The following is a 25982-nucleotide window of genomic DNA, read 5'->3' as shown; positions in this document are numbered from 1 at the left end:
TGCCCACTCTATAATTAGAGGTGAGTGATATGACACGGATATTATTAATAGCAGCTACGATATTTTTTGTAACAAATACATCTGTTGGTCATGCTTGGCCCACTTTTTATGAAAGTGACCTTTTACAGGTGGTAATTGTAGAGAATGGTGTTGAAACAACTTGGCGTTATGAATCGCCAACTCGCTTTCAGCGTTTTGATGAAAATGGTCGATCAGTTGGTTGGAAAGTAAAGCAAGAAATGGATGACCTTTTTACGCTACTACGACTTGATCATTTTACAAAGGTTGAAAAAATGGTGGAGCGCTTAAAAGAAGATGGCTATCCAGATGTGGAACATCTAGAAGTAAGATGGATGAAAAGTGATGGACAACTCTATACTTGGACATGGAAAAAATAAGCTGAAATATGCACTTGAATCGATTTGATTCAAGTGTGTTTTTTTGACGCTGAACATTTTTAACTTAGATTAGTGTCTAACTCCAACACCTAGCCATTTATCAGTGGAGCGAAAATCACCATTGAAGTTAAACAGAACCTTTTTTAATAAAGCGTTTACAAAAAATATATTTATCTAATAGAATGTTGATGGTATAGTAAAAATGTTTAGGACAATCTGTTAGGGGGGCTTCACATGCGTATAGGTGTTCCAGTGGAAATCAAAAATAATGAAAACAGAGTGGCAATGACACCGGCTGGTGCGTTTAATCTTGTGCAAAATGGCCATGAAGTTTTTATTGAAAATAATGCAGGAATTGGTTCAGGATTCACAAATGAACAATATGTAGAAGCAGGTGCTCAAATCGTAGATACAGCTGCTGAAGCATGGTCCATGGATATGGTTATGAAGGTTAAAGAGCCACTAGAAAGTGAATACACATATTTTCGAGAAGGTCTTATTTTATTCACATATTTACATCTCGCTCCAGAACCAGAGCTTACAAAGGCTTTAATTGATAATAAGGTAGTTGGTATTGCTTATGAAACAGTCCAGCTTGCAAACGGCTCATTACCACTTCTAACGCCTATGAGTGAAGTAGCAGGTCGAATGTCAACCCAAATAGGTGCGCAATATCTTGAAAAGCCTCAAGGGGGCAAGGGTATTTTGCTTGGAGGCGTACCAGGTGTGAAGCGTGGAAAGGTGACTGTTATTGGTGGTGGGGTTGCCGGAACGAATGCGGCTAAAATTGCAGTTGGTATGGGTGCAGAGGTAACTATCATTGATTTAAGCCCGGATCGTCTACGTCATTTAGATGATATTTTTGGGAAAGATATTACAACGTTAATGTCTAATCCATACAATATAGCTCAAGCTGTAAAAGAATCTGATCTAGTCATTGGTGCAGTGCTAATTCCTGGCGCTAAAGCTCCGAAGCTAGTGACAGAGGATATGGTAAAAGAAATGACCCCTGGTTCAGTACTTGTTGATATTGCGATTGATCAAGGTGGTATTTTTGAAACAACAGATCGAATCACTACACATGATAATCCAACATATGAAAAGCATGGTGTGGTTCATTATGCTGTAGCTAATATGCCTGGTGCTGTGCCAAGAACATCAACTATTGCATTAACGAATGTAACAGTGCCTTATGCATTGCAAATAGCTAATAAAGGATATGTAGTAGCATGCCAAGAAAATGAAGCACTTCTCAAAGGTATTAACACATTAAATGGGTATGTCACGTATCAAGCTGTAGCAGAAGCGCACGGTGTATCATATGCTCATGCTCGTACTCAATTAGAACAAGTTTGAGTAATTATGCACTTTTAAATAAATAAAAAAGATGGGAGTTGTCTTTGTGTGAGACCTCCCATCTTTTTTTATGCTTATTAGCTTTTTTCTTAGTTAATTCAGTTAGTGTTGGTGTTTTTCTCTCAATAGGCTTGATACCATTCCAGTGACCGCGTAAATCTGAAGGATCAAGCTTTCCTTCTCGAATTTGTTTGTCACGAAGTTTTTTAGCTTTACTTTTTGCCAAAATAATCATCTCCTTAATATAAATTAAAACTAAGTATAGAGGTTTAGTAAATATTTTTCAATATTTAATTACAATATTTGTATAAACATTGAAAAAAGGTACATTTATAGATTATGAAGACCAGCATGAGTTGATATCATGCTGATCTGTTGGTTAGTAATTTATGCTGAATTATCTCATATTAATCAAAATATAAACGGCTGAAATATCATCAGTAAAATGCTCAGGTTGAGAATTTAAAAAGGACTCTATTTTGTGTTTAAATTCGTCCATAGTGTTCCAATCAATTGCATAATTTTCTATTTCACGTATTCCTATTGCCATACTACCTTTCATTAAATCCAAGAGACCATCTGTATACAAAATTATTTTTGCATCATGTTCTATCTTAATACTTTTATGAGTAAATTCTATATTTTCTATCATACCTATCGGTGGAAAGTCACTTTCAAGTAAAATACTAGAATTATTACATATAACGATTCCAGCTGGATGACCAGCATTAATGTAGTCTATTACGTTCTTGTGAGTATCAATAACCAAATAGATAGCAGAGAAGTAGCTTGGGGTTAAGTTATCTTCGTTATAATTACTGCTAAAAAGTCTTTTCATATGCTTTTGCAAAGATTGCATGACATTTGAAGGTGCGATTTCTTTCGTAATGATATCACTTAATAAAGAATGAATAGAAAAGCTCACTAAAGCAGACGGAAGTCCGTGATCCATGATGTCAATCATAATAACACCTATTCTATCTCGGTCAATTCGATACCATGTAAATAAATCTCCACCAAGGTCTTTAGAAGGCTTGTAAATACCATCAATTGAAATATCAAGCTCAGTAATAGGGTTCCCTATTAATCTTTGTTGTAAAATTTTTGCTAAAGCTATATCTCTTTCATTTTCTCTCTCTATAGCTTTTCTAGCCGAAATGTCCTTAAGAATGACCTGAATGGAAAGCTTGTCGTTGTAGATAATTGATGTGGGAGACGTCTCAACATCAATTAGTCTACCGTTTATATTTAACGTAAGCTCAATTGACTCCAAATATTGTTCCTTCTCATGAAGAAGCACTTGCCTTTCCTTTACCAAATCAATTTGTGAAGGAATTATCATATCATAAATGGATGTATTCAAAATACTTTCTTTGCTACAATTAAGAGCATTTAAAGCTGTTTGGTTAATATAAAATAGCTTTTGATCAATTACTATGACTAGCGGCTCAGGTGCAGACTCAATTAGTTTATAAAATTCTGCTTCTTTCCTCTTTGCTACTTCTTCTTCATATTTTTTTTGAGTAATGTCTGATATTAAAGAAAGAAAACAGAGCGGATCACCTTTATCATCTTGAACAAGCATAACATTTAGCGATCCCCAAATTACTTTGCCAGATTTTTGGATATACCTTTTTTCCAACATATAAGATTTAGTTCCACCATTTAGCAAGTCTTGAAACAATTTTAAATCTGTATCTAAATCCTCATGATAAGTAATATCTTGGAATCTTTTATTTAAAAGCTCATCTTCTGTATAACCAAACAAATCGCAAAGAAACGGATTGACTCTCAATAATTGTCCATCCTTAGAGACGAGGGCTTGTCCAATAGTTGAGTTATTAAAAGCATCTAGAATTAATTTATTTTCAAGAACAATTTTGTTTATCATGTTTATGCCCCTTTATAAAAAGCCTCAAAAAGCAAATGCTTACTTCTACTATTTTTCTTTCATGATACTTTATGCGTATAGGGAAAATTCCGTATACAACAGTGTAAATATAACTATATCTTGAGTTTAGCACTATAATCCCTAATAACAATACGTGATGTCGTATTATTCTGTTTGTTAATATTTTTACATGTATTTGAGGAACTTATGTTTTTTATGACAGTATTGTGAATTGTATTGTCAGTTATATACCCTATGTAGTATAAATAGAGTTATGTTCAATACCGTATAAGGTATATAATGTGGAGGTACAGGAATGAGTAAACAACTTTCTAGAAGAGACTTCATAAAACGCTCAAGTGGAGCGGTGGTAGCAGGTTCGTTAGTAATGTCTGGTGTCGATAAAGTAATAGCATCTACCGACAAGACAACTGAAATGGCTACCATAATTGATTTAACGAAATGTGATGGCTGTCAAGCAAAGGATACACCACTGTGTGTACTTGCATGTCGTGAGAAAAATAATAATCGTTTCCCTAAGGTGAATAAAGAAGAACTCAAGCCGTATTGGCCACAGACCTTTAATGAGGACTGGTCAGACAAGCAAGATATGACGAGTAGATTAACACCATACAACTGGTCCTTTGTTGACAAAGTTGAAGTAGAACATAAGGGTGTTAAAGAGCAACTACATGTTCCAAGGCGCTGCATGCATTGTGACAATCCAACTTGTAAAGGATTATGTCCATTTGGGGCTATTACAAAAGATAAACATGGTGCTGTGAAAATTGACGATGGCATGTGTATGGGGGGAGCAAAGTGTAGGGATGTATGTCCTTGGGATATTCCGCAACGTCAAGCTGGTGTAGGGATCTATATGAATATCGCTCCTGAGTACTTAGGCGGTGGCGTCATGTATAAGTGTGATATGTGCGCAGACCTTGTCGCTGAAGGTAAGAATCCTTCTTGTGTGACGGCATGTCCAAATGAGGCTTTATTGTTTGGGTCTAAGGAGGATATGAGAAAGTTAGCTTATGAAATGGCTAAAGAAGTGAATGGCTATGTGTATGGTGATAAGGAAAACGGAGGAACAGGTACATACTATGTTTCTAAAATACCGTTTGAAAAAATAAATGAAGCTATTAAAAACAGTAAGAAGGAACAAGGAGATACAAAACCAGGTCGTCCTTTAATGCCTGTAGTTGTTGATAATAAACTAGATTCTGTTAGTGGCATGGCTTTAAGTGCTGCTATTGCTCCTGTTGCAGGTATAACGGCTGCGGGATTTATTGCCTACCGTAAAATGAAAGGAGAGCAGAATCGTGAAGTATAAGAGTGGGAAAATTCTAAGACAAAGTAAGTCTAATAGGTTTGTTCATTGGGCGTCAGCACTTTCCATTATAATATTGATTGTTACCGGGTTAGGTCAAATGCCTATGTATAAGCGATATAATATTACTAAGCTACCAGGTGCTGAATGGCTAGGTGACTATTCTATTACATTGGTTCTACATTATGTTGCTGCTATTATCCTCGTATTTGTTGTTTTTTATCATATTTTTATTCATGTATTACTTAAGCAATTTGATATTATGCCTAAAAAAGGTGATATGAAGGAATCTTGGCAAATTATAAAGGCCATGATTACGAAAGGTGAAGAACCACCGAGTGATAAATATTTAGCAGAACAGCGTTTAGCGTATGTAGCAATTGGTGTCACCGTATTAGCACTGGTGTTTTCAGGTTTAGTGAAAATGCTGAAAAATTCAGTTATGATTCCAGATGTCATTTCTAACATTGCTACAGGGGTTCATAATGTGGCTACTGTTGCAATCATTCTTTTGATAGTAGCTCATCTTGCTGCATTTGCCATTAAAGCAAATCGTAAGTTAATTAGTGGGATGTTTTCAGGTTATGTAGATGAAGAGTATGTGAAGCATCGTCACTCTATTTGGTATAAAAAGATTAAAAGTGAAAAAGTAGAAGAGCAGGAAGAAGACGTAAATAATAAAGTGGCCCTTTAACAGGCCACTTTATTGTTTGGTGATTGAAACTACAAACTTACATTGTTTTATAGCATGTCTCCTCAGTTCATATTGAATGCAATTGCTATATTACATATTCAAAGTTAAGTATAATACTTAAGACTTTTTATAATATAATTAACTCTTTTGGAAATTTTGTTAATATGTCTACTCCTGTATCTGTTATTAAGACGTCATCTTCAATTCTTACTCCACCAACTCGAGGGACATAAATCCCAGGCTCCACCGTAATTATCATGCCTGCCTCTAATGGTGCGGTGTTTGTACCACTCATAGAAGGGTACTCGTGAGCCTCAATCCCTAAGCCGTGCCCAACGCGGTGAGTAAAATAAGGGCCATAGCCAGCTGAAGAAATTATATCTCTGGCTGTTTTATCAATAGTACCTGCCGTAACACCTGGCTTACAAGCTGATACAGCCGCTTGTTCAGCTTCAAGTACTGTGTCATAAATCGCACGCTGTTCATCCGTTACTGAGCCAAACGCAACAGTTCTTGTTATATCTGAGCAGTATCCTTCTAACACAACACCTAAGTCAAATAACACTAAGTCACCTTGTTTTACTTGATCAAGGCTCGGCTTTCCATGTGGTGAAGCTGTTTTAGCACCAGCAAGGACCATCGTAGAGAAAGCCATTTGCTTGATTCCTTTTTTCTTTAATTCATATTCAATCTGGGCGACAATTTCAAGTTCGCTTTTACCTGCTTTAATAGCTGATACACCAACTTCTACACCGAAATCGGCTAATTTTGCCGCCTCACGCATAATCTCTATCTCATTAGTACTTTTCTTCATACGTAAAGATCGTAGTTTTTCTTCAGCAGAAACAAACACAGCATTAGGAAATTTACTTTGAAGATTTTCAAAGCGCTCCATGTTCATATGTAACTTTTCTACCGCAATGGATGTGACATCAATATTTCTTTTTCTAATAGCTTGTTCAACAAGTGCCCACGCATCGTCGGTGTCACTACAACCAACAACCTCGTGAGACCAACCACTGTTTTTCACATCCTCTACTTCCATCGCTGGACAAACTAGAAATGGCTCTTGTTCGGGAAACACGCATACAGCTAGTAATCTCTCATGAGGATCGCTATAAAAATTACTTAAGTAAAATACATTAGGTGTTGATGTGATAAAAGCAAACGAGATGTCTTTCTGCTTAAGCCAGTTAGAAAGGCTTTCTATACGATTAGTCATTAAGATTCTCCTTTTATTTTGTTTTGAAAAATTCTCTTTTGTGGCATAACCAATTTCTATTAGCGTAGCAATCTTATTTGTTTAGTGCAACTGAGAACTGAGCATAATGTAGAAGGAATTTTTATAATATTGGAGAAGAAGTACATAGTTAATTTGAAAGGGGAGACATTTTGTGAAGGTATCTTTTCATGGACACTCAGTTGTTAAAATTGAAACGAACAGCAAGGTAATTCTTATTGATCCCTTTATAAGTGGAAATGGCCAAACTGATCTAAATGCTAATGAGGTGCGCGCGGATGTCATTTTATTAACACATGGTCATAATGATCATGTAGGTGACACCGTTAGTATTGCAAAACGTACAGGAGCTCTTGTTGTAGCGCCATTTGAATTAGCTGGACTCATGGGGAAAAAGGGCTGTCAAGTACACCCGATGCACATAGGAGGTGCCCACGAATTTGACTTTGGCCGTGTGAAGTTTACTCAAGCCTTTCACGGTTCTTCTTATGAAGAAGAGGATGGAACGATTGTTTATACAGGCATGCCGGGTGGAATTTTGTTTGAGGTAGATGGTCAAACAATATATCATGCTGGTGACACAGCATTATTTTCTGATATGAAGATGATAGGTGAACGAAATAATATTGATTTAGCATTTTTACCAATTGGAGATAATTTCACAATGGGACCAGAAGATGCTGCAACAGCAGCTGAATGGCTAAATGCAAAAAAGGTTGTACCGATGCATTATAACACGTTCCCGCTGATTGAGCAGGACGCTGACGCATTTGTTAAGATGCTGCCGAATGGTACAGGACAAGTGTTAAAACCCGGAGAAAGTGTGAGTATTTAGTTTTTTGTTCAGTATCAAGTCTGATGTATCTACTAATGCCTATTATGGAGAAATAAATGGGTGAATCGCGCGAATAGGTGTGTAGAACGCGCGAATAAGGGTGTGAATCGCGCGAATAGGTGTGTGAACCGCGCGAATAGGTGTGTGAACCGCGCGAATAGAGTGTAGAACGCGCGAATAAGGGTGTAGAACGCGCGAATAAGGGTGTGAATCGCGCGAATAGGTGTGTGGAGCGTGCGAATAGGTGTGTGAATCGCGCGAATAGGTGTGTAGAACGCGCGAATAAGTGTGTGAATCTCGCGAATAAAGTGTGACATCGCACCAAACTGGGTTACATTAGTACCAAAAAGATGGGGTTACAATCGCACCAAACGAGGCAGCGCTCTCACCATATAAAAGTAATCATTCACTTAATAACACAGGCTAATTTCAGGATACCATTACACAATTATACTTACACGAACTAAGGTTGCTTATAACACAACAAAGGATGCCACAAAAGTAGAAGGCATCCTTTGTTTACGTTATTAAAATACTTTCGTCGTCCAAGTTTCACCATTCCAGATATGTGTGACGATATCACGGTAAAACTCGGGTTCATGGGAAATTAAAAGAATGGTACCTTTATAAGCTCTTAATGCGCGCTTCAATTCCTCTTTCGCATCAACGTCTAAATGGTTGGTTGGCTCATCTAATACAAGAACATTAGATTCACGATTAATAAGCTTACATAGTCGAACCTTTGCTTTTTCTCCACCACTAAGAACTTCTACTTTACTTTCAATATGCTTTGTAGTTAAGCCGCATTTAGCAAGCGCTGCGCGGACCTCGTATTGAGTGTAATGAGGAAACTCCTGCCATACTTCTTCAATACAAGTGCGATAGTTTGTGTCACGAGTTTCTTGCTCGAAGTAGCCAATGTGTAAATGGTCTCCTAATTCAACTTCACCAGTGATAGGCTTGATTTCTCCTAAAATACTCTTTAATAAAGTTGTTTTACCAATTCCGTTTGCACCTGTAATAGCAATTTTTTGACCACGTTCCATCGTTAAGTTTAATGGTCTAGATAGTGGTTCATCATAGCCAATGACTAAGTCCTTTGTTTGGAAAATATAGCGACTAGCTGTGCGAGCCTCTTTAAAGTTAAATTCTGGTTTTGGCTTCTCCGCGGCTAGCTCAATGATATCCATCTTATCTAGTTTTTTCTGACGTGACATCGCCATATTTCTTGTTGCTACCCGCGCTTTGTTACGAGCAACAAAGTCTTTGAGTTCAGAAATTTCCTGCTGTTGTTTTTTATATGCAGATTCAAGCTGTTGCTTTTTCACTTCGTATACTTGCTTGAAGTTCTCGTAATCACCAACGTAACGATTTAATTCTTGATTTTCCATATGATAGATTAGGTTTACAACACTATTTAAAAATGGAATATCATGCGAAATCAAAATAAAGGCATTTTCATATTCTTGTAAGTAACGCTGTAACCAGATTATATGCTGTTCATCAAGGTAGTTTGTTGGCTCGTCTAATAATAATATATCGGGCTTTTCAAGCAGAAGCTTAGCTAATAACACCTTCGTACGCTGACCACCACTTAAGTCAGTTACGTCACGATCTAAGCCGACTTCATCAAGACCTAAACCGCGAGCGATTTCTTCGACTTTAGAGTCAATAATATAGAAATCATTATGAGTAAGAATATCTTGGATAGTGCCGACCTCTTCAAGTAGTTTTTCTAACTCATCGGAATCAACGTCTGCCATTTTACCGTACAATTCATTTATTTCTGCTTCCATATCAAATAAATATTGAAATGCTGTTTTTAAGACGTCGCGAACCGTCATTCCTTTGGACAAAACAGCATGTTGGTCTAAATAACCAACACGTACTTTTTTAGCCCATTCTATTTGGCCTTCATCAGGTTGAAATTTTCTCGTAATTATATTCATAAAAGTTGACTTACCTTCACCGTTTGCCCCAATCAAACCGATATGCTCGCCTTTTAATAGACGAAACGATACATCGTTAAAGATCGCACGGTCACCAAAGCCATGACTTAGATTTTTTACAGTTAGTATGCTCATCGTTTCACCTTTTCTAAAAATGTTATATATGCCATGACCTATTATAAACGGCAACCATCCAATAAGAAAAGAATTCTTTCTTATTTGTTGGATTTTCCCATAGTTCTTTACTGAGATTAATATCAAAAATTGCAACTTAATCAATATAATAACAAGTGTGCATTGAAGCAAAACAGAAACACTCTTATAATAAGGTAAGAAGAATGTACGTATTACAATTAAGAGGGTGAACGTTTCTTGGCTACTAAGCATGAGCAAATATTACAACATATTGATAGTCTCCCTGTGGGAGAGAAGATCTCCGTTCGACAAGTTGCGAAGGAGATGAATGTAAGTGAAGGTACCGCGTATCGTGCAATTAAAGATGCTGAAATTAAAGGCTATGTTAGCACAATTGAGCGCGTAGGTACTATTCGAATTGAACGAAAAAAGAAAGAAAACTTTGAAAAACTAACTTTCGCTGAGGTCGTGAATATTGTAGATGGTCAAGTGCTTGGCGGCCGGGAAGGTTTACATAAAACGCTAAACAGGTTTGTTATAGGAGCGATGAAGTTAGAGGCAATGATGCGCTATACAGAAGCTGGTAATCTTCTTATTGTCGGGAACCGTACGAAAGCGCATCAGCTTGCTTTGGAAGCCGGTGCTGCTGTTTTAATAACAGGTGGCTTTGATACAGAGGACTATGTGAAGAAATTAGCAGATGAGTTACAGCTGCCCATTATTTCTTCAAGCTATGATACGTTTACCGTAGGTACAATGATTAATAGAGCTATTTATGACCAGCTTATTAAGAAGGAAATTGTATTAGTTGAAGATATTCAAAAATCATTAGAGGAAACAACATATCTTTATCCCGATGATACAGTTAATAAGTGGTTTGAACAGAATGAAAAAACGAAGCATAGTCGTTACCCTGTTATTGATAAAAATCTCAAAATTGCTGGTATGGTAACCTCAAAGGATATTATGGGCCAAGATCGAAATGTGTTAATAGATAAAGTTATGACAAAGCAACCTATGACAGTAAGTGGAAAAACGTCCGTTGCTTCTGCCTCTCACATGATGGTATGGGAAGGTATTGAAGTGCTACCAGTAGTAGACGATAACAATCGATTATCAGGAATTATTAGTAGACAAGATGTTTTAAAAGCATTACAGATGATTCAACGACAACCGCAAGTCGGAGAAACTCTTGATGATATTGTTACAAATCAATTCATTGACATTAACCCTGAAAAACGAGGTCAAGAGGTGTACCATTGCAGTGTAACACCACAAATGACTAATCAGCTTGGAACAATGTCTTATGGTGTTTTTACCACGATTATTACTGAGGCAGCCAATCGTGTACTTCGCGCACAGAAAAAAGGAGATCTTGTCGTTGAAAATATAACAATATATTTTATAAAACCTGTACAAATAGATAGCACTATTGAAATTCGTCCGAAAATACTAGAAGTCGGGCGCAAATTCGGGAAAGTAGATGTTGAAGTTTATAATGATAGTGTGTTAGTTGGAAAAGCAATGATGATGTGTCAATTAATTGATCGTTCATAATGAGTATATAAATCATACAGGTTCCGGCAGATTTCTGAAGAGTATGGACGTGGTGAAAAAGGCACCACTAAAAAGTGGTGCCTAACGTGTAACCTAAGGAAAGTATAACACTCTAAACTTATATCAGTATCAGTAACTGCTCGAGAGGGAGAAAAGAACTGCATGTCTATACAAGGTTTTTCCTGAGTCGCTTCGATCCAGCAATCTTCTCGATTTGTTAACGTAGGCGGCGCCTGGTACGTTTTTGTTATTGGTGGTTTGCTTCAGCGATTGCGTGAGGTAAAAAGTACTTGTAAACTTTGTAACCATTAACAGCACTTAGCCCACCAATTAAAATAAACATACTTCCTATGAAATAGCTTACTCCTGACTGGTATATAAAAAAAGTATTCAGTCCAAAAACTAAGACAAAAACGCCTAACGCGATACTTGCTTTACCAGAGATCCACTTTCTCTCCATTGGCTTTTGAGTTCGAAACTGCTTTGTTTTATAAAACAAATACATTACAAATGATAATACAATAAATACAACTAAGACTGGCATAAGGACACCTCCATAAATGTAAGTATGAATGAAATATTAGCTTTATTGACAATGTGTTTATACACATCCACAATTATTTTAACGCTTTGTACATATTGTATCGTGAGTGTTTAAGATTTTCTAGTTTAATTGCATTATAACCTGCTTTAATAACTAATGTTCTTGGATAAAATGACTGATTTAATAAGTCAGCCACTATTGCTTTTAAAAATTGAAGTTTTGTTGATAAGTGCTCCTCACGAAGTGTAGGTATAAAATGTTACTTTTGAACAGAACGGCGATTGAAGCTGAATGTGATGTTTTTCTGTTTAAAACAGTCTGAAAAGGAGACAAAAATGAAAAAAGAGATTTTACAAGCAATAATTCAGTACGAAACGATAATAATTCATCGACATGTCAGACCTGATCCAGATGCGTATGGATCTCAATGTGGTCTCGCTGAAATCATTAAAACTTCATTTCCGAGTAAATGTGTGTATGTAGTGGGGGAATCTGACCCATCTTTACAATTTTTATATTCTTTAGACCATATTGATAATGAAGTTTACAATGGTGCCCTTGTCATAGTTTGCGACACAGCAAACCAAGATAGAATATGTGGAAAGCAGTATTCTTTAGGAGATAAGCTTATAAAAATTGACCACCATCCTAATGATGATGCATATGGTGATATTGTGTGGGTTGATACAAACGCTAGCTCATGTAGTGAGCTTATTTATGAATTGTATTTGTATGGACGAAATCAAGGCTTAAAACTATCTAAACAAGGAGCAAGGTTGATTTTTGCTGGAATAGTAGGTGATACTGGGCGATTTCTGTATCCGAGTACAAGCAAAAAAACATTTAAATATGCTGGTGAGTTAATTGAATTAGATATAGATTTTACTGAAATTTATGAAGGTCTGTATAAAACCAAGAATAATGTAGCAAATTTAAGTGGATATGTACTGCAAAACTTTATAAGCTTGCCATCAGGTGCTGCATACATGAAAATACCAGCTTCTATGCTTACTTCTTATAATGTGTCTCCTAGTGAAGCTTCACTTCTTGTCAGTCTACTAGGGAATATTGAAGGCATTAAGGCGTGGTTATTTTTTGTTGAAGAAGATGGAGCTATTCGTGTGAGACTGCGTTCGAAAGGGCCTATCATAAATGAATTGGCAAAAAAATACCGAGGTGGTGGCCATCCGTTTGCCTCCGGTGCTACGATTTTTGATTGGCAGGAAGCAGATGAAATGATTGAACAACTTGACCAGATTTGTAAGAAGGGTTAATTTAATTACATATATGGATAAGCCAAAGTGTCATGTAGTGCGAATAGTCTTTGGCTTATTTTTGTAACATAATACATTATTTTTGAACAAACAAAGCTATAAAAATAAGAGACATAAATCTTATGTGATTTATATCTCTTCGAAGAATCGCTTTATTTTTATTCACTTGTGAACCTGTCACTGCATTTTTAATGAGGTTGTAACGGCTGTTCATCTATAATAGGTTCACAATCTGGAATAAACCAAGTACCAAGGTCAGTTTTGTCTTGATGTACGTGAAGTTGTAATTGTTGTATTTCTTTTTCTAAAAGCCTTGCTATCTTAGGTGTCTCAACATAGGCGGAGTAGCCATTCATTATTTGTTGAAGCTTTTGATTAACAACTCGCCTTTGGGTAATAATACGCAATTTCCCCACCTCCGAATAGGTACCTACCTATATGATATAGTGGGACATCTATGTTTGCTATACATTTTTAGAAAAGTTCATATAATTCTCAAATTATAGAATATCAAGATAGAAATTCAACTTTTAGTTCTATATATAAGGTCGTAAATACAAAAAGTTCAGTAATAGTTACACGATATTGTTTTTCCTCAACTAAATATGGTTTATTTTCAATTGCTCTTTTTAATAATGTTTTGTTTTTAAAAACGGTTTCGATATCTTTTGCTAAAAGATGTTTAATCTCATTTTTCGCAGATTCTTGTATTAAGAAAACTGTATAGCCGTCAAGTTTGAGTTGCGATGCATTCGCGACACGAATTTTAATGTCTTGAACTGTTAGCTGTTTTTTATTTTCTTCGTTCAATTGATTGTAGTCCTCTTGCCATATCTCCAACTTATCTTGTAAATTTTTCATCTCGGTCTTTAAAGTAACTATTTCTTGAAATTGTTTCTCACGAAGTTCTCCATAAATATATATAAACATACACCAGCTAATAATAGCACCAATTACCATGCCAGCAAAAAAACGTTGCCAGTTTGGATTTTTGTAATATGGAGGGATTCTCATTTATAATACGTGCTCCCCTGTCAGCCATTGAATGATTAGAGCACCTGTTTGAGCCCCACCCATAGCTGAAATAATTAATAATATTTGTTTGACGATGTCATTTGTTGCTCCTTCAAATATTCCTCTTTCAAAGTTATAAAATGCATCAAATGTGCCACCTATCGCTGCAACAAGGGCCCAAATTTTTAGCCGATTAGATAAACGAAACATAGCTGTTAAAGGTGGTTCCCCAACTAAAAAGGCCCCAATGGCTCCAATAATCGTTCCCCCTAGCATCACACCTAACGCAATAAAATAACTGTCAAAAAATGCTGGTATAAATGGTTCTTTCATAGTTTTGTCCCTCGCTTTCCTTACTACTATATGGACAATCTATCTTGAGTATGTCAAACATAAATAAGAACATACATTCTTGTGTTGTGATATACTAAGGTTGTAGAATTTCTATATGTAACTGAGCTACGTAGGTTGTTGTCCAACTGTTAGGAATTATAGTTGGATTCAATCTGTAAAAGTGGTATTGTCGGATTAATGATAAGCACGTGAAAATAAAGTTTAATTGAAGGAGGGTTTGCATAATGACGTTTGTTCACCTGCATGTACATAGTTGCTATAGTTTATTGTCAAGTTCTATTAGAATAGAACAACTTGTTAAAGCCTGTATTGACAAAAATTTTTCCGCTGTGGCAATAACGGATGAAAATGTAATGTACGGGGCAGTCCCTTTTTATAAAGCTTGTGTAAAGCAAGGCATTAAACCAATTATAGGTCTTACATTATCTGTTGCTGATGAGTGGAAGAGTGACGCAAAACAATCATATCCGCTTGTTTTGCTTGCAAAAAATAACATCGGTTATAAGCATTTAGTGAAGCTTTCAAGTGCCTTTCAAGTAAAGGCACAGCAGGGAATACCTAAAAAGTGGCTTGCGCAATATGCCGAGGGGCTTATTGCGATAACACCTGGTAGTAAAGGTATTATTGAAACGTTAGTCGATGAACAACAGTTACCAATGGCAAAGCAAGCTATTGAGGAATTTAAAGCGATCTATAAGGACGATTTTTATATTTCAATTCAAAATCATGGGTTAGAAATAGAGCAAAAGCGCAATAATAATTTATTTCAATTAGCAAAGGAATTGGACGTAAAGCTTGTCGCCACAAATAACGTTCAATACCTTAGTAAGGAAGATGCTGAGGTTGTTACGTGTTTGCGCGCTATTAAACAAGGTGTTCCCATTAACGATGCAACATTACAAATGTTGCCTTCCAATGAATTTGACTTTAAGTCAGAGTCTGAAATGAAGGCTATATTAAATGACTACCCTGACGCTCTTGCAAATACTGTGTCAATAGCATCGCAATGCAATGTAACATTGGAGTTTGACAAGATGCTGTTACCAAAATTTCCTGTCTCTGAGCATAAAGATGCCCATAGCTATTTACAGACGATTTGTAAGCAAGGCTTAATTGATAGAGATGTACAAACACCTGACTATGAACAGCGGTTGCAGTACGAACTTAGCATCATTCAGCGCACAAATTTTAGTGATTATTTTTTAATTGTCTGGGATTTTATGAAATTTGCTCATGAGCAAGGTATATTAACAGGACCTGGACGTGGGTCTGCAGCGGGCTCTCTCGTTGCATATGTGTTAAAAATTACAGATGTAGACCCTTTAAAACATGGGCTATTATTTGAAAGATTTTTAAATCCGGAGCGAATTACAATGCCGGATATTGATATAGATTTTCCGGATAATCGTCGTGATGACATGATTCAATACGTTAAAAATAAATATGGTGACTTGCATGTTGCGCAAATTATTACATATGGTACTTTTGGAGCAAAAGCTGCTATTCGTGATGTTGCTCGTGTGTTGGGAGCTTCTGTGCGTGAAGCAGATTACCTCACAAAGCTTGTTCCAAGTACGCCGGGATTAAATTTACAACAAGCTATAGATCAATCACCACGTCTTGCCGAACATTTACGTGAAAATACTTTTAGTAAACGAATTATTGAAACAGCTCAAAGGATTGAAGGACTTATTCGCCATACATCCACGCATGCAGCGGGTGTTGTCATTAGCGAAGAACCATTACCTGAGCTAATTCCCATCCAAGAGGGGCATAACGATGTTTATTTGACACAATATCCGATGGAAATTCTAGAAAATTTAGGACTGTTGAAAATTGATTTTTTAGGGTTGCGGAATTTAACCTTGCTCGAGGAAATTTGTAAATATGTGCAGCGGCAAATTGGTAAGAGATTCAGCTTGGAATCTATTCCTATTCAAGATCAACAAACATTTGAGCTACTGAGCAGGGGAGACACAACAGGTATATTTCAGCTTGAATCTGAAGGCATGCGTAAAGTGTTGATGCGTTTGCAACCAACAGAGTTTGAAGACATTGTTGCAGTCAATGCATTGTATCGACCAGGACCGATGGAGAATATACCAATCTATATAGACAGAAAGCACGAAATACAGCAAGTTGAATATCCTCATCCGGATTTAAAGCCAATTTTGGAAAACACGTATGGTGTTATCGTATACCAAGAGCAAATAATGCAAATCGCCTCAAAAATTGCTGGTTTTTCACTAGGCGAAGCTGATTTACTGCGTAGAGCAGTTGGCAAAAAGAAAAAAGATGTTTTAGATAAAGAAAGACAGCATTTTGTACAAGGATGTCTTCGAAATGGCTATGATATGAAAGTAGGAGAGCAATTATATGATTTAATTGTTAGATTTGCGAACTACGGTTTTAACAGAAGTCACGCCGTTGCATACAGTATGATCGCTTATCAGCTAGCATATTTAAAAGCACATTATCCAGTATCCTTTTTGGCAGCGTTACTTTCGAGTGTATTGGGAAATGAGGCGAAAATATCTCTATATATTCGTGAAGCAAAATACAAAGGAATTAAAATATTACCTCCATCTATTAATAAAAGTGGATATGGTTTCACTGTTGAACGAGAGGGCATACGATTTGGTTTGGCAGCGGTAAAAAGTGTAGGTGCTGCTGCTTTGCGTAATATTTTTCAACAACGAAAAGTACGTCCATTTCACGATTTATATGATCTATGCTTACGTACAGATCAAAAGCATGTGAACAGACGGACTTTAGAATCATTAGTGTTCTCTGGAAGCTTAGATGAGTTTTCGATCGAACGAGGGAGCCTTTTAGCAAGTCTCGACATTGCGTTAGAGCATGCTGAACTATTCAAACCGAAGGATGAGGGCCAAATTGGCTTGTTTGAGGATGATGGTGGTGCTGTAGTAAAACCAAAGTATGTGGAGGTTGAGCCGCTTAGACAAGACATAAAGCTTAGTTTTGAAAAAGAATCGTTAGGCTTTTATTTATCAGATCATCCTACAAATGCTTATGAAAGACAAATTAAACAGCATGGCGGCATACCAATTATTGAGCTTTTACAATTAAGTAAACAAACAAGAATAAAAACAGGTGTATATGTACATGATGTTAAAGTAATTCGTACGAAAAAAGGAGAGCAAATGGCATTTTTAGTCGTTAGTGATGAAACGGCAGATATGAATGCAATTTTATTTCCAGATGCATTTACTAAATTTTCTCAACTGTTACAGCCTGGTGAAGTTTGTTTTCTTGAAGGAGCAGTTGATGAACGTGATGGACAGAAGCAATTTATAATTAAGAATTGCATGAAACCAAACGAGTTACCTGATCTAATTGATAAAGTTTTATACGTAAAGATTGACAGTGAAACAAATGCGACATTATTAAACAGTTTAAAAACAACGTTGCAAAAACATCCTGGTACATCAAACGTATTTTTACATTATTCTACTACTAAACGCACAGTGAAACTAAGCGAGCCTTATACAGTTGCATTAGGTTTAGAGTTAATAGAAGAGCTTAAATTACTATTAGGTGCAGAGAACGTTTTTGTGAAGTAGTCTGCTTTACAGAAAGATTAAAATATTATATGGTATAAGGGATAGTGGTCTGACCACTACCCTTTTTTCATTTTGCAATGGTGTCTCGAATGTGTTACGCAAAGTAAGTTAGTCAAAATGTGAAACAACGCAATTTTAAACTTTGGTATTAACTAGTAATTTCACTAACATACTTATGTCTACATATTGGAGCCGCGCAAAAAGAGAGAAATAAAGATAGAAAACCAACACGAAGTTAGACAAACATATGTGTTTTGTCAGCTAAATTAGTTTGAAATGGAGTGGACGCAGTGTCACTTAGAGAAGAAGCCTTACATATGCATAGAGTTCATAAAGGAAAACTCGAATCAAAATCAAAAATACCAGTCAAAAATGCAAAGGATTTGAGTTTAGCATATTCACCTGGAGTAGCTGAACCTTGTAAGGCAATTTTTGAAGATAAGTCAAAGGTTTATGAGTACACAATGAAGGGCAACATGGTGGCAGTTGTGTCAGATGGAACCGCTGTTTTAGGACTAGGCCATATAGGACCTGAGGCAGCACTTCCTGTTATGGAAGGAAAAGCTGTACTGTTTAAAAGCTTCGCAGGGGTGGATGCTTTCCCTATTTGTTTAAACACAACGGATGTAGATAAAATTGTTGAAACAGTTAAACTGTTGGAACCTACATTTGGTGGTGTCAACTTAGAGGACATTGCGGCTCCGAATTGTTTTGAAGTTGAAGAACGCTTGAAAAAAGAAACAAATATCCCAATATTTCATGATGACCAACATGGAACTGCCATTGTAACCTTGGCAGGACTTCTAAATGCTTTGAAATTAGTAGGTAAGTCGATGTCTGAAATAAAAGTAGTTGCAAATGGTGCAGGTGCTGCTGGAATAGCAATTATAAAATTAATGCGTAAATACGGCATTCAAAACATTATTATGTGTGATTCAAAGGGTGCTATTTATGAAGGGCGACCAGTTGGCATGAACGCGATTAAAGAAGAGGTTGCAAGCTTTACAAATCGTGAAAAATTAGACGGATCCTTACAGGATGTTATTCAAGGGGCCGATGTGTTTATTGGTGTATCTGTTGAAGGAGCATTAACGCAGGACATGGTTAAATCAATGAGCAATGATCCAATTATTTTTGCCATGGCAAATCCTGTGCCAGAGATTATGCCAGAGGATGCATTTGCTGCAGGTGCAAAAGTAGTCGGAACGGGGAGATCTGATTTTCCTAATCAAGTTAACAACGTATTAGCGTTTCCAGGGATTTTTCGAGGTGCATTAGATGTACGAGCTACGCATATTAATGAACAAATGAAAATGGCAGCTGTTGAGGCTATTGCTAGCCTGGTAAGCGATGAAGAATTATCTAGCACATACGTAATACCAACGCCGTTTGACCCTAGAATAGCTCCTAAGGTGGCAGCTGCCGTTGCAAAGGCCGCTATGGAAACAGGAGTTGCTCGTATTAATGTCGATCCTTTTGAAGTGGAAGAACGAACTAGAGAGCTTGCAATTATTGGGAAAGAATAACAATTACTATTAAATATGTAAGCTAGAAAGTACATCCTGTGCTTTTTAAGAACAGAGCGGTGATAACCAATGACAGAACAAAGGCAAAAAATGTTTGTTGATATAGTGTGGAAAATAAGGGCAATCATGGAAGAGGATCATTTGACAGCGGGAGACAAAATTCCGTCCGAACGAGAATTAAGTGAACGTCTTTCTTGCGGACGCTCTTCTGTTAGAGAAGCCCTACGTGCACTGGAATTGCTTGGTCTTATTGAGACAAGACGTGGAGAAGGCACATTTATTCGAGATTTTAAAGACCATCATTTAATAAAACTATTAGGCTCTTTTTTATTACGAGAGGACATTGTACAGCAGGATCTTTTAGAGACAAGGACGGTTCTTGAAAAAGATTGCTTACGCTTATGTATATTAAATGATACTCTTAACGATAAACTTTTCTCAAATTTGCCGAAAACATATGAAGCTCTTATTCATACTATTGTTGAAAATTGTGGGAATCAACTTTTATATCGCATTTGGACTATAGTTTATGATTATTGTAAGGTCACAGATCAGCCCTCTGTGACTATTACACCAGAGTTTTTTGATTCATTCGTTGAGACGTTACTAAGTAAAAACCTTCATGAAGTCTTTGAACTCTATGATAAAAAAATGCATGTTATGTCGAAAGCTAATTGACAAGATTATACATCATGCTTGGCTATTTGCTGTTAAAGTATAAGGAATAAGATGCGAAAATAGGGGGGTACACCTTGCTGAAAGATATTTTTTCGAAAAGAAAGAAGTATGCGACAATTCCTTCTGAACAAGGAAAGCAAGATGTTCCTGAAGGCATTATGTCGAAGTGTCCTAAATGTAAAAAAATAATGTATACAAAAGAGTTATTACAAAATGACAAAGTATGCATGAATTGTGGATATCACTACCAAATGACAGCGAGAGAACGACTAAATAGCGTATTAGATAGTGATACATTTTTTGAATATGATAGTGACATACTTTCGAAAAATCCTTTGCAATTCCCAGAGTATGAAGAAAAACTTTCTAAAGACATGAAAAAGGCTGGAATTAACGAAGCTGTTGTCACAGGAGAGGGGCAAATTGACGGATTTCCAGCTGTAGTGGCAGTAATGGATTCAAACTTTCGTATGGGGAGTATGGGCTCTGTTGTAGGCGAGAAGATTACTAGAGCTATTGAAAGGGCTAATGAAAAAAAACTACCTTTCATTATTTTTACTGCTTCAGGTGGAGCACGTATGCAAGAAGGAGTCCTAAGCTTAATGCAAATGGCTAAAACAAGCTCTGCACTAAGATTATTTAGTGATAATGGAGGATTAATTGTTTCTGTGATGACTCATCCCACAACCGGGGGGGTATCAGCTAGTTTTGCTTCTTTAGGGGATTATAATTTAGCAGAGCCAGGTGCTTTAATTGGGTTTGCAGGACGTCGCATAATCGAGCAAACTATTCGTGAAGATTTACCAGACGATTTTCAAACATCTGAGTTTTTGTTAAAGCACGGTCAACTAGATGCGGTAGTTCATCGTAATAGTATGAAAGAGAAGTTAACACTTATTTTAAAGCTTCATCACAAGGTAGGTGATTTATCATGATAGGCGAGCTTGAATTTGAAAGGCCGATACTAGAGTTACGGAAAAAAATAAATGAACTAAAAGAGTTTACTGAGATCTCTGATGTAAACTTAGTTCAAGAAATTTCGAAGCTTGAGCAACGTCTCGTTAAACTAGAGGCCGATATATACAATCACTTGCAGCCATGGGACCGTGTCCAAATTGCTCGTCATCCAAACAGACCTACAACTTTAGAATACATTAACTTTATATTCGATGATTTCTTTGAGTGTCATGGTGATCGATTATTCGGAGATGATGCCGCTATAGTAGGTGGTATTGCATCGTATCATGGGGTGCCTGTTACTGTAATTGGTCACCAAAGAGGAAAAGATACAAAAGAAAATATTCGTCGCAATTTCGGTATGCCACATCCAGAAGGGTATCGTAAAGCATTACGCCTTATGAAGCAAGCAGATAAGTTTGGGAGACCTATTATTTGCTTTATAGACACAAAGGGTGCTTATCCTGGAAAAGCTGCCGAAGAGCGGGGACAAAGTGAAGCGATTGCTCGTAACCTATTTGAGATGGCAGGCTTGAAGGTACCGATTATTTGTATAGTAATTGGCGAAGGTGGAAGTGGCGGTGCTCTTGCACTTGGAGTCGGTAACGAAATATTGATTCTAGAAAACTCTACTTACTCTGTTATTTCACCTGAAGGAGCAGCTGCAATTCTTTGGAAGGATGCTTCTCAAGCGCGCCGTGCAGCAGAAACGATGAAAATTACAGCACCTGATTTGAAAAAATTAAATATTATTGATGAGATTATAAGGGAAGTTCGAGGCGGTGCACACAAAGATGTAGAGCAACAGGCTGAGTTTATTGACCAAGCTCTCTATCCAGTTATGATGCGCTTACAATCTTTACAGCCAGAAATCTTGATTAAAACTCGTTATGAAAAGTTTAAAACAATAGGACAATATGAAGAACGTACCGAAAAAGTTGTAAAGGAAATTTGACGATTGTGTGTCCTTTATAGGACACACATTTTTTTCAATATAATTAGGGTTGTGTTCGAATTTTCTTCGTGTTATTTTTATCATGTTATGCATACTAGAAGTATGAAGAATTTTTGAACTTCTTAATTTTCCTTTACATATGAACTAAGAAGTATTTTAATATTACTTATGTGATAATTGATGAGGTGAATAGTTATGAAACGAATTGGAGTTCTTACAAGTGGAGGAGATTCTCCAGGTATGAATGCAGCTGTTCGTGCAGTTGTCCGTAAAGCGATTTATCACGATGTTGAAGTGTTTGGTATTTACCATGGCTATGCGGGGTTAATATCTGGACAAATAAAACAACTTAACGTTGGGTCTGTTGGTGATATTATTCATCGTGGGGGTACAATGCTCTATACAGCCCGCTGTGAAGAATTTAAAACACCAGAAGGACAACAAAAAGGTATCGAGCAGTTAAAAAAATATGGTATTGAAGGCTTAGTTGTTATTGGTGGCGATGGATCTTATCGTGGTGCTAGAGCATTAACAGAGCAAGGGTTTCCATGTGTTGGTGTACCTGGTACTATTGATAATGATATTCCTGGTACAGATTTCACAATTGGTTTTGATACTGCATTGAATACTGTTATTGATTCTATCGACAAAATTCGCGATACTGCTACATCCCACGAAAGAACTTATGTAATTGAAGTTATGGGACGTCATGCTGGTGATATTGCACTTTGGTCTGGCTTATCAGGTGGGGCTGAGACAATATTAATTCCAGAAGAGAATTTTGAGATGGAAGAAATTATTGGTCGTCTTAAGCGTGGACACGACCGCGGTAAGAAGCATAGTATCATTATTCTTGCTGAGGGAGTGGGAAGTGGTGTTGAATTTGGTAAGCAAATTCAAGAAGCTACTAACTTCGAGACTCGCGTATCTGTTCTTGGTCATATTCAACGTGGAGGCTCACCAACTGCTGCTGATAGAGTATTAGCAAGTCGTTTAGGAGCTCGTGCTGTTGAGTTAATTTTAGAAGGCAAAGGTGGACGAGCTGTAGGTATTAAAAACAATCAGCTAGTGGACAATGACATAATTGAAGTGCTAAAGCAAAAGCACACAATCGATCCAGTTATGTATCAGCTTTCTAAAGAGTTATCTATTTAGTATATCGCTGGAATCGTTTCCAGTATAAGTCAATAGGAGGGTTTTTGCAGTGCGTAAAACAAAAATTGTTTGTACAATAGGTCCCGCTAGTGAGAGCGTGGAGACTTTAACAAAATTAATCGAATCTGGTATGAATGTGGCTCGTCTTAACTTTTCACATGGTGATTATGAAGAGCACGGTGCTCGTATTATTAACATTCGTGAAGCAGCAAAAAGAACTAACAAGAGCATTGCTATTCTTTTAGATACAAAAGGACCTGAAATCCGTACCAACAATATGGAAAATGGTGCAATTGAGCTTGTTGAAGGAAATGAAATTATTGTATCTATGACTGAAGTGTTAGGTACAGTAGAAAAGTTTTCTGTTACATATGAAGGGCTTATAGATGATGTATTCCCAGGCTCTAAAATTTTACTAGACGACGGTCTAATCGGACTAGAAGTTCTTGAAGTGCGTAAAGACAAAAATGAACTTTTAACTAAAATTTTAAACAGTGGTACTTTGAAAAACAAAAAAGGTGTAAACGTACCGGGTGTTAAAGTAAACCTTCCTGGTATCACTGAGAAAGATGCAAACGATATTCGTTTTGGTATTGAACAAGGTGTTGACTTTGTTGCTGCATCATTCGTACGCCGTGCTTCTGATGTTCTAGAAATTCGTGAGCTATTAGAAGAGCACAATGCATCAGATATTCAAATCGTACCTAAAATTGAGAACCAAGAAGGTGTCGACAATATCGATGATATTTTAGCGGTATCTGATGGTCTAATGGTTGCGCGTGGAGATCTAGGTGTTGAGATTCCAGCAGAAGATGTTCCACTAGTTCAAAAAGAATTAATTAAAAAGTGTAACGCATTAGGAAAACCAGTTATTACTGCAACACAAATGCTTGATTCTATGCAACGCAATCCTCGCCCAACACGCGCGGAAGCTAGTGACGTAGCAAATGCTATATTTGATGGTACAGATGCTATCATGCTTTCAGGTGAAACAGCTGCGGGTTCATACCCAATTGAAGCGGTTCAAACAATGAACAACATTGCGAAGAAAGCAGAAACAGCTTTAAATTACCGTGAAATCATGCAAAAACGCAGAAGAGAAAGCGAAATTACAATTACTGATGCAATTAGTCAATCGGTTGCACATACAGCTTTAAACCTTGATGTAAAAGCTATCATTGCTCCTACTCAAAGTGGTCACACAGGAAGAATGATTTCTAAATATCGTCCTAAAGCACCAATTGTTGCTGTAACAAAAGACGATTCAGTTTGCCGTAAGCTTGCACTAGTTTGGGGTGTATATCCACAGGTTGGTCAACAATCTAACACAACAGACGAAATGCTTGAGCTATCTGTAGAAACAGCTTTATCTGCTGGTGTAATTAAGCATGGTGATCTTGTAGTTATTACTGCTGGTGTACCAGTTGGCGAAACAGGTACAACAAACTTAATGAAGATCCATGTTGTTGGTGACATCGTTGCTAAAGGACAAGGTATTGGTCGTAAGCAAGCGTTTGGTAAAGTGGTTGTTGCGAAAAATGCTCAGGAAGCTAATGAGAAAATGACTGAGGGTGGCGTTTTAGTAACTATTAGTACGGATCGTGACATGATGGATGCACTTCAAAAGGCTTCTGCGTTAATCACTGAAGAAGGTGGCTTAACAAGTCATGCTGCTGTAGTTGGCTTAAGCCTAGGTATTCCAGTTATTGTAGGAGTAGAGGGAGCTACATCTTTACTATCTGCAGGTCAAGAAATTACAGTTGATGCAGGACGTGGTGTTGTATACCAAGGTCATGCAGGAGTATTGTAATAACTTAATAACATATACACAAAGCGCTTTGGAGAATTTCTCCGAGCGCTTTGTTTTTTTATCGCTCCGAAAATTGGTGAAAGACAAAAACTGCCATGCGCCGAATTTCATATGTATAAGCTCATGACTCAACCTTGCTGAATTAATGGATCTTGTGGAAGTTAGAACTTGTTTTAGAGCTTAGTGTGTCGACCAGTATGTAACGTTGCTGAAGAGCGTTATTTTTTTAAAAAAATCTTTTCTAGAATTTTAAATAAACAAGCACTATATGTATAATAAAAAGAACAAGATGGGAGTTGATGCAATGCTACGAATCTTATTAGCACTTATTATTATTGTACCGGCTTTAGAAATTGGCTTGTTAGTATTAGCGGGTAATATAATAGGCCCATGGCCTACTGTATTACTTATTATTCTAACAGGAGTATTGGGAGCTTTTTTAGCGAAGCAGCAAGGTTTGAGAACTTTACAAAATGCTCAAATGCAAGTAAATCAAGGGCATATACCAGGTGAATCAGTAATAGATGGATTGTGTATATTAGTAGGTGGTGTTGTGTTATTGACGCCTGGCTTTATTACTGATGCGATAGGATTTTTCTTGCTTTTTCCGGCGACCCGAGCCATTATTAAACCGTTTCTTGTGAAAGTAATCCGGCGCATGATGGATAGAGGTCAATTTACTATTATACGTTAACTAAATTAGACAAAAGGCTGTTGGGTAATCCCCAACAGCCTTTTCATGTTGA

Annotated in this window: 23 protein-coding genes; 15 read left to right on the top strand and 8 right to left on the bottom strand. The window is 36.9% G+C overall.

The features are described from left to right. Nucleotides 1–29 precede the first annotated feature (29 nt). The gene (locus EJF36_RS15405) at nucleotides 30–398 is read left to right on the top strand and encodes a hypothetical protein (RefSeq protein ID WP_125907166.1); all 369 of its coding nucleotides are present in this window, start codon (nucleotides 30–32) and stop codon (nucleotides 396–398) included. Between the two features lie 234 nt (nucleotides 399–632). Continuing rightward, nucleotides 633–1754: an alanine dehydrogenase gene (gene ald / locus EJF36_RS15400; RefSeq protein WP_125907165.1), complete on the top strand. Its 1122-nt coding sequence runs from the start codon at nucleotides 633–635 to the stop codon at nucleotides 1752–1754. Between the two features lie 4 nt (nucleotides 1755–1758). On the opposite strand, the gene EJF36_RS15395 is transcribed toward ald, so the two are convergent. Then, nucleotides 1759–1980 carry a hypothetical protein gene (locus EJF36_RS15395; RefSeq protein ID WP_125907164.1) on the bottom strand — a complete coding sequence of 74 codons (222 nt, stop codon included), beginning with the start codon at nucleotides 1978–1980 and terminating at the stop codon, nucleotides 1759–1761. 171 nt (nucleotides 1981–2151) lie between these two features. Then, nucleotides 2152–3645: a PAS domain S-box protein gene (locus EJF36_RS15390; protein ID WP_125907163.1), complete on the bottom strand. Its 1494-nt coding sequence runs from the start codon at nucleotides 3643–3645 to the stop codon at nucleotides 2152–2154. A gap of 316 nt (nucleotides 3646–3961) precedes the next feature. Between EJF36_RS15390 and EJF36_RS15385 the strand changes: the two genes are divergently transcribed. Next, nucleotides 3962–4978 (top strand): 4Fe-4S dicluster domain-containing protein, encoded by a 1017-nt coding sequence (locus tag EJF36_RS15385; RefSeq protein ID WP_125907162.1) that lies wholly within the window; start codon nucleotides 3962–3964, stop codon nucleotides 4976–4978. Beyond that, nucleotides 4968–5669, top strand: coding sequence for a formate dehydrogenase subunit gamma (locus EJF36_RS15380; protein WP_260471914.1), 702 nt, complete (start codon nucleotides 4968–4970; stop codon nucleotides 5667–5669). Before EJF36_RS15385 ends, EJF36_RS15380 begins: the two co-directional genes overlap by 11 nt. 127 nt (nucleotides 5670–5796) lie before the next feature. Here the strand turns inward: EJF36_RS15380 and EJF36_RS15375 are convergent, their stop codons facing one another. Then, complete coding sequence (locus EJF36_RS15375) at nucleotides 5797–6891, bottom strand: M24 family metallopeptidase (RefSeq protein WP_125907160.1); 1095 nt, start codon at nucleotides 6889–6891, stop codon at nucleotides 5797–5799. A 172-nt stretch (nucleotides 6892–7063) separates the two neighbouring features. Between EJF36_RS15375 and EJF36_RS15370 the strand changes: the two genes are divergently transcribed. Continuing rightward, a complete protein-coding gene (locus tag EJF36_RS15370; RefSeq protein ID WP_125907159.1) occupies nucleotides 7064–7744 on the top strand; it encodes a metal-dependent hydrolase in 681 nt (226 codons plus the stop codon). Nucleotides 7745–8271: 527 nt separating this feature from the next. Here EJF36_RS15370 and EJF36_RS15365 read toward each other — a convergent pair. Beyond that, on the bottom strand, nucleotides 8272–9828 hold the full coding sequence (locus EJF36_RS15365) for an ABC-F family ATP-binding cassette domain-containing protein (RefSeq protein WP_125907158.1): 1557 nt from the start codon (nucleotides 9826–9828) through the stop codon (nucleotides 8272–8274). A gap of 237 nt (nucleotides 9829–10065) precedes the next feature. Between EJF36_RS15365 and EJF36_RS15360 the strand changes: the two genes are divergently transcribed. Then, nucleotides 10066–11385: a CBS domain-containing protein gene (locus EJF36_RS15360; protein WP_125907157.1), complete on the top strand. Its 1320-nt coding sequence runs from the start codon at nucleotides 10066–10068 to the stop codon at nucleotides 11383–11385. Nucleotides 11386–11632: 247 nt separating this feature from the next. On the opposite strand, the gene EJF36_RS15355 is transcribed toward EJF36_RS15360, so the two are convergent. Then, on the bottom strand, nucleotides 11633–11929 hold the full coding sequence (locus EJF36_RS15355; RefSeq protein ID WP_125907156.1) for a YtpI family protein: 297 nt from the start codon (nucleotides 11927–11929) through the stop codon (nucleotides 11633–11635). A 335-nt stretch (nucleotides 11930–12264) separates the two neighbouring features. On the opposite strand from EJF36_RS15355, the gene EJF36_RS15350 reads away from it, so the two are divergent. Next, nucleotides 12265–13203, top strand: a complete 939-nt coding sequence (locus EJF36_RS15350) for a DHH family phosphoesterase (RefSeq protein WP_125907155.1) — start codon at nucleotides 12265–12267, stop codon at nucleotides 13201–13203. 188 nt (nucleotides 13204–13391) lie between these two features. Here the strand turns inward: EJF36_RS15350 and EJF36_RS15345 are convergent, their stop codons facing one another. From EJF36_RS15345 to EJF36_RS15335, 3 genes are all read right to left on the bottom strand, one after another. Next, complete coding sequence (locus tag EJF36_RS15345; protein ID WP_125907154.1) at nucleotides 13392–13610, bottom strand: hypothetical protein; 219 nt, start codon at nucleotides 13608–13610, stop codon at nucleotides 13392–13394. A gap of 103 nt (nucleotides 13611–13713) precedes the next feature. Then, a complete protein-coding gene (gene ytrI, locus EJF36_RS15340; protein WP_125907153.1) occupies nucleotides 13714–14217 on the bottom strand; it encodes a sporulation membrane protein YtrI in 504 nt (167 codons plus the stop codon). Beyond that, nucleotides 14218–14550 carry a YtrH family sporulation protein gene (locus EJF36_RS15335; protein ID WP_125907152.1) on the bottom strand — a complete coding sequence of 111 codons (333 nt, stop codon included), beginning with the start codon at nucleotides 14548–14550 and terminating at the stop codon, nucleotides 14218–14220. It abuts the gene before it with no gap. Between the two features lie 245 nt (nucleotides 14551–14795). Between EJF36_RS15335 and dnaE the strand changes: the two genes are divergently transcribed. The 8 genes from dnaE to EJF36_RS15295 all read left to right on the top strand — a co-directional run bounded on the left by dnaE (nucleotide 14796) and on the right by EJF36_RS15295 (nucleotide 25930). After that, nucleotides 14796–18155 carry a DNA polymerase III subunit alpha gene (dnaE, locus tag EJF36_RS15330; protein ID WP_125907151.1) on the top strand — a complete coding sequence of 1120 codons (3360 nt, stop codon included), beginning with the start codon at nucleotides 14796–14798 and terminating at the stop codon, nucleotides 18153–18155. Between the two features lie 290 nt (nucleotides 18156–18445). Next, nucleotides 18446–19681: an NAD(P)-dependent malic enzyme gene (locus EJF36_RS15325; protein WP_125907150.1), complete on the top strand. Its 1236-nt coding sequence runs from the start codon at nucleotides 18446–18448 to the stop codon at nucleotides 19679–19681. A gap of 69 nt (nucleotides 19682–19750) precedes the next feature. Beyond that, a complete protein-coding gene (locus tag EJF36_RS15320; protein WP_125907149.1) occupies nucleotides 19751–20359 on the top strand; it encodes a FadR/GntR family transcriptional regulator in 609 nt (202 codons plus the stop codon). 74 nt (nucleotides 20360–20433) lie between these two features. Then, nucleotides 20434–21294: an acetyl-CoA carboxylase, carboxyltransferase subunit beta gene (gene accD, locus EJF36_RS15315; RefSeq protein WP_125907148.1), complete on the top strand. Its 861-nt coding sequence runs from the start codon at nucleotides 20434–20436 to the stop codon at nucleotides 21292–21294. Further along, the gene (accA, locus tag EJF36_RS15310; protein WP_125907147.1) at nucleotides 21291–22271 is read left to right on the top strand and encodes an acetyl-CoA carboxylase carboxyl transferase subunit alpha; all 981 of its coding nucleotides are present in this window, start codon (nucleotides 21291–21293) and stop codon (nucleotides 22269–22271) included. Before accD ends, accA begins: the two co-directional genes overlap by 4 nt. 195 nt (nucleotides 22272–22466) lie before the next feature. Beyond that, nucleotides 22467–23426 carry a 6-phosphofructokinase gene (gene pfkA, locus EJF36_RS15305; protein WP_125907146.1) on the top strand — a complete coding sequence of 320 codons (960 nt, stop codon included), beginning with the start codon at nucleotides 22467–22469 and terminating at the stop codon, nucleotides 23424–23426. Nucleotides 23427–23475: 49 nt separating this feature from the next. After that, nucleotides 23476–25236 carry a pyruvate kinase gene (gene pyk / locus EJF36_RS15300; protein WP_125907145.1) on the top strand — a complete coding sequence of 587 codons (1761 nt, stop codon included), beginning with the start codon at nucleotides 23476–23478 and terminating at the stop codon, nucleotides 25234–25236. Between the two features lie 304 nt (nucleotides 25237–25540). After that, nucleotides 25541–25930: an FxsA family protein gene (locus EJF36_RS15295; protein ID WP_125907144.1), complete on the top strand. Its 390-nt coding sequence runs from the start codon at nucleotides 25541–25543 to the stop codon at nucleotides 25928–25930. Nucleotides 25931–25982: the final 52 nt, after the last annotated feature.

It is taken from the genome of Bacillus sp. HMF5848, assembly GCF_003944835.1.
GTDB lineage: Bacteria > Bacillota > Bacilli > Bacillales > HMF5848 > HMF5848.
This window is presented reverse-complemented; position numbering and strand designations above follow the sequence as displayed.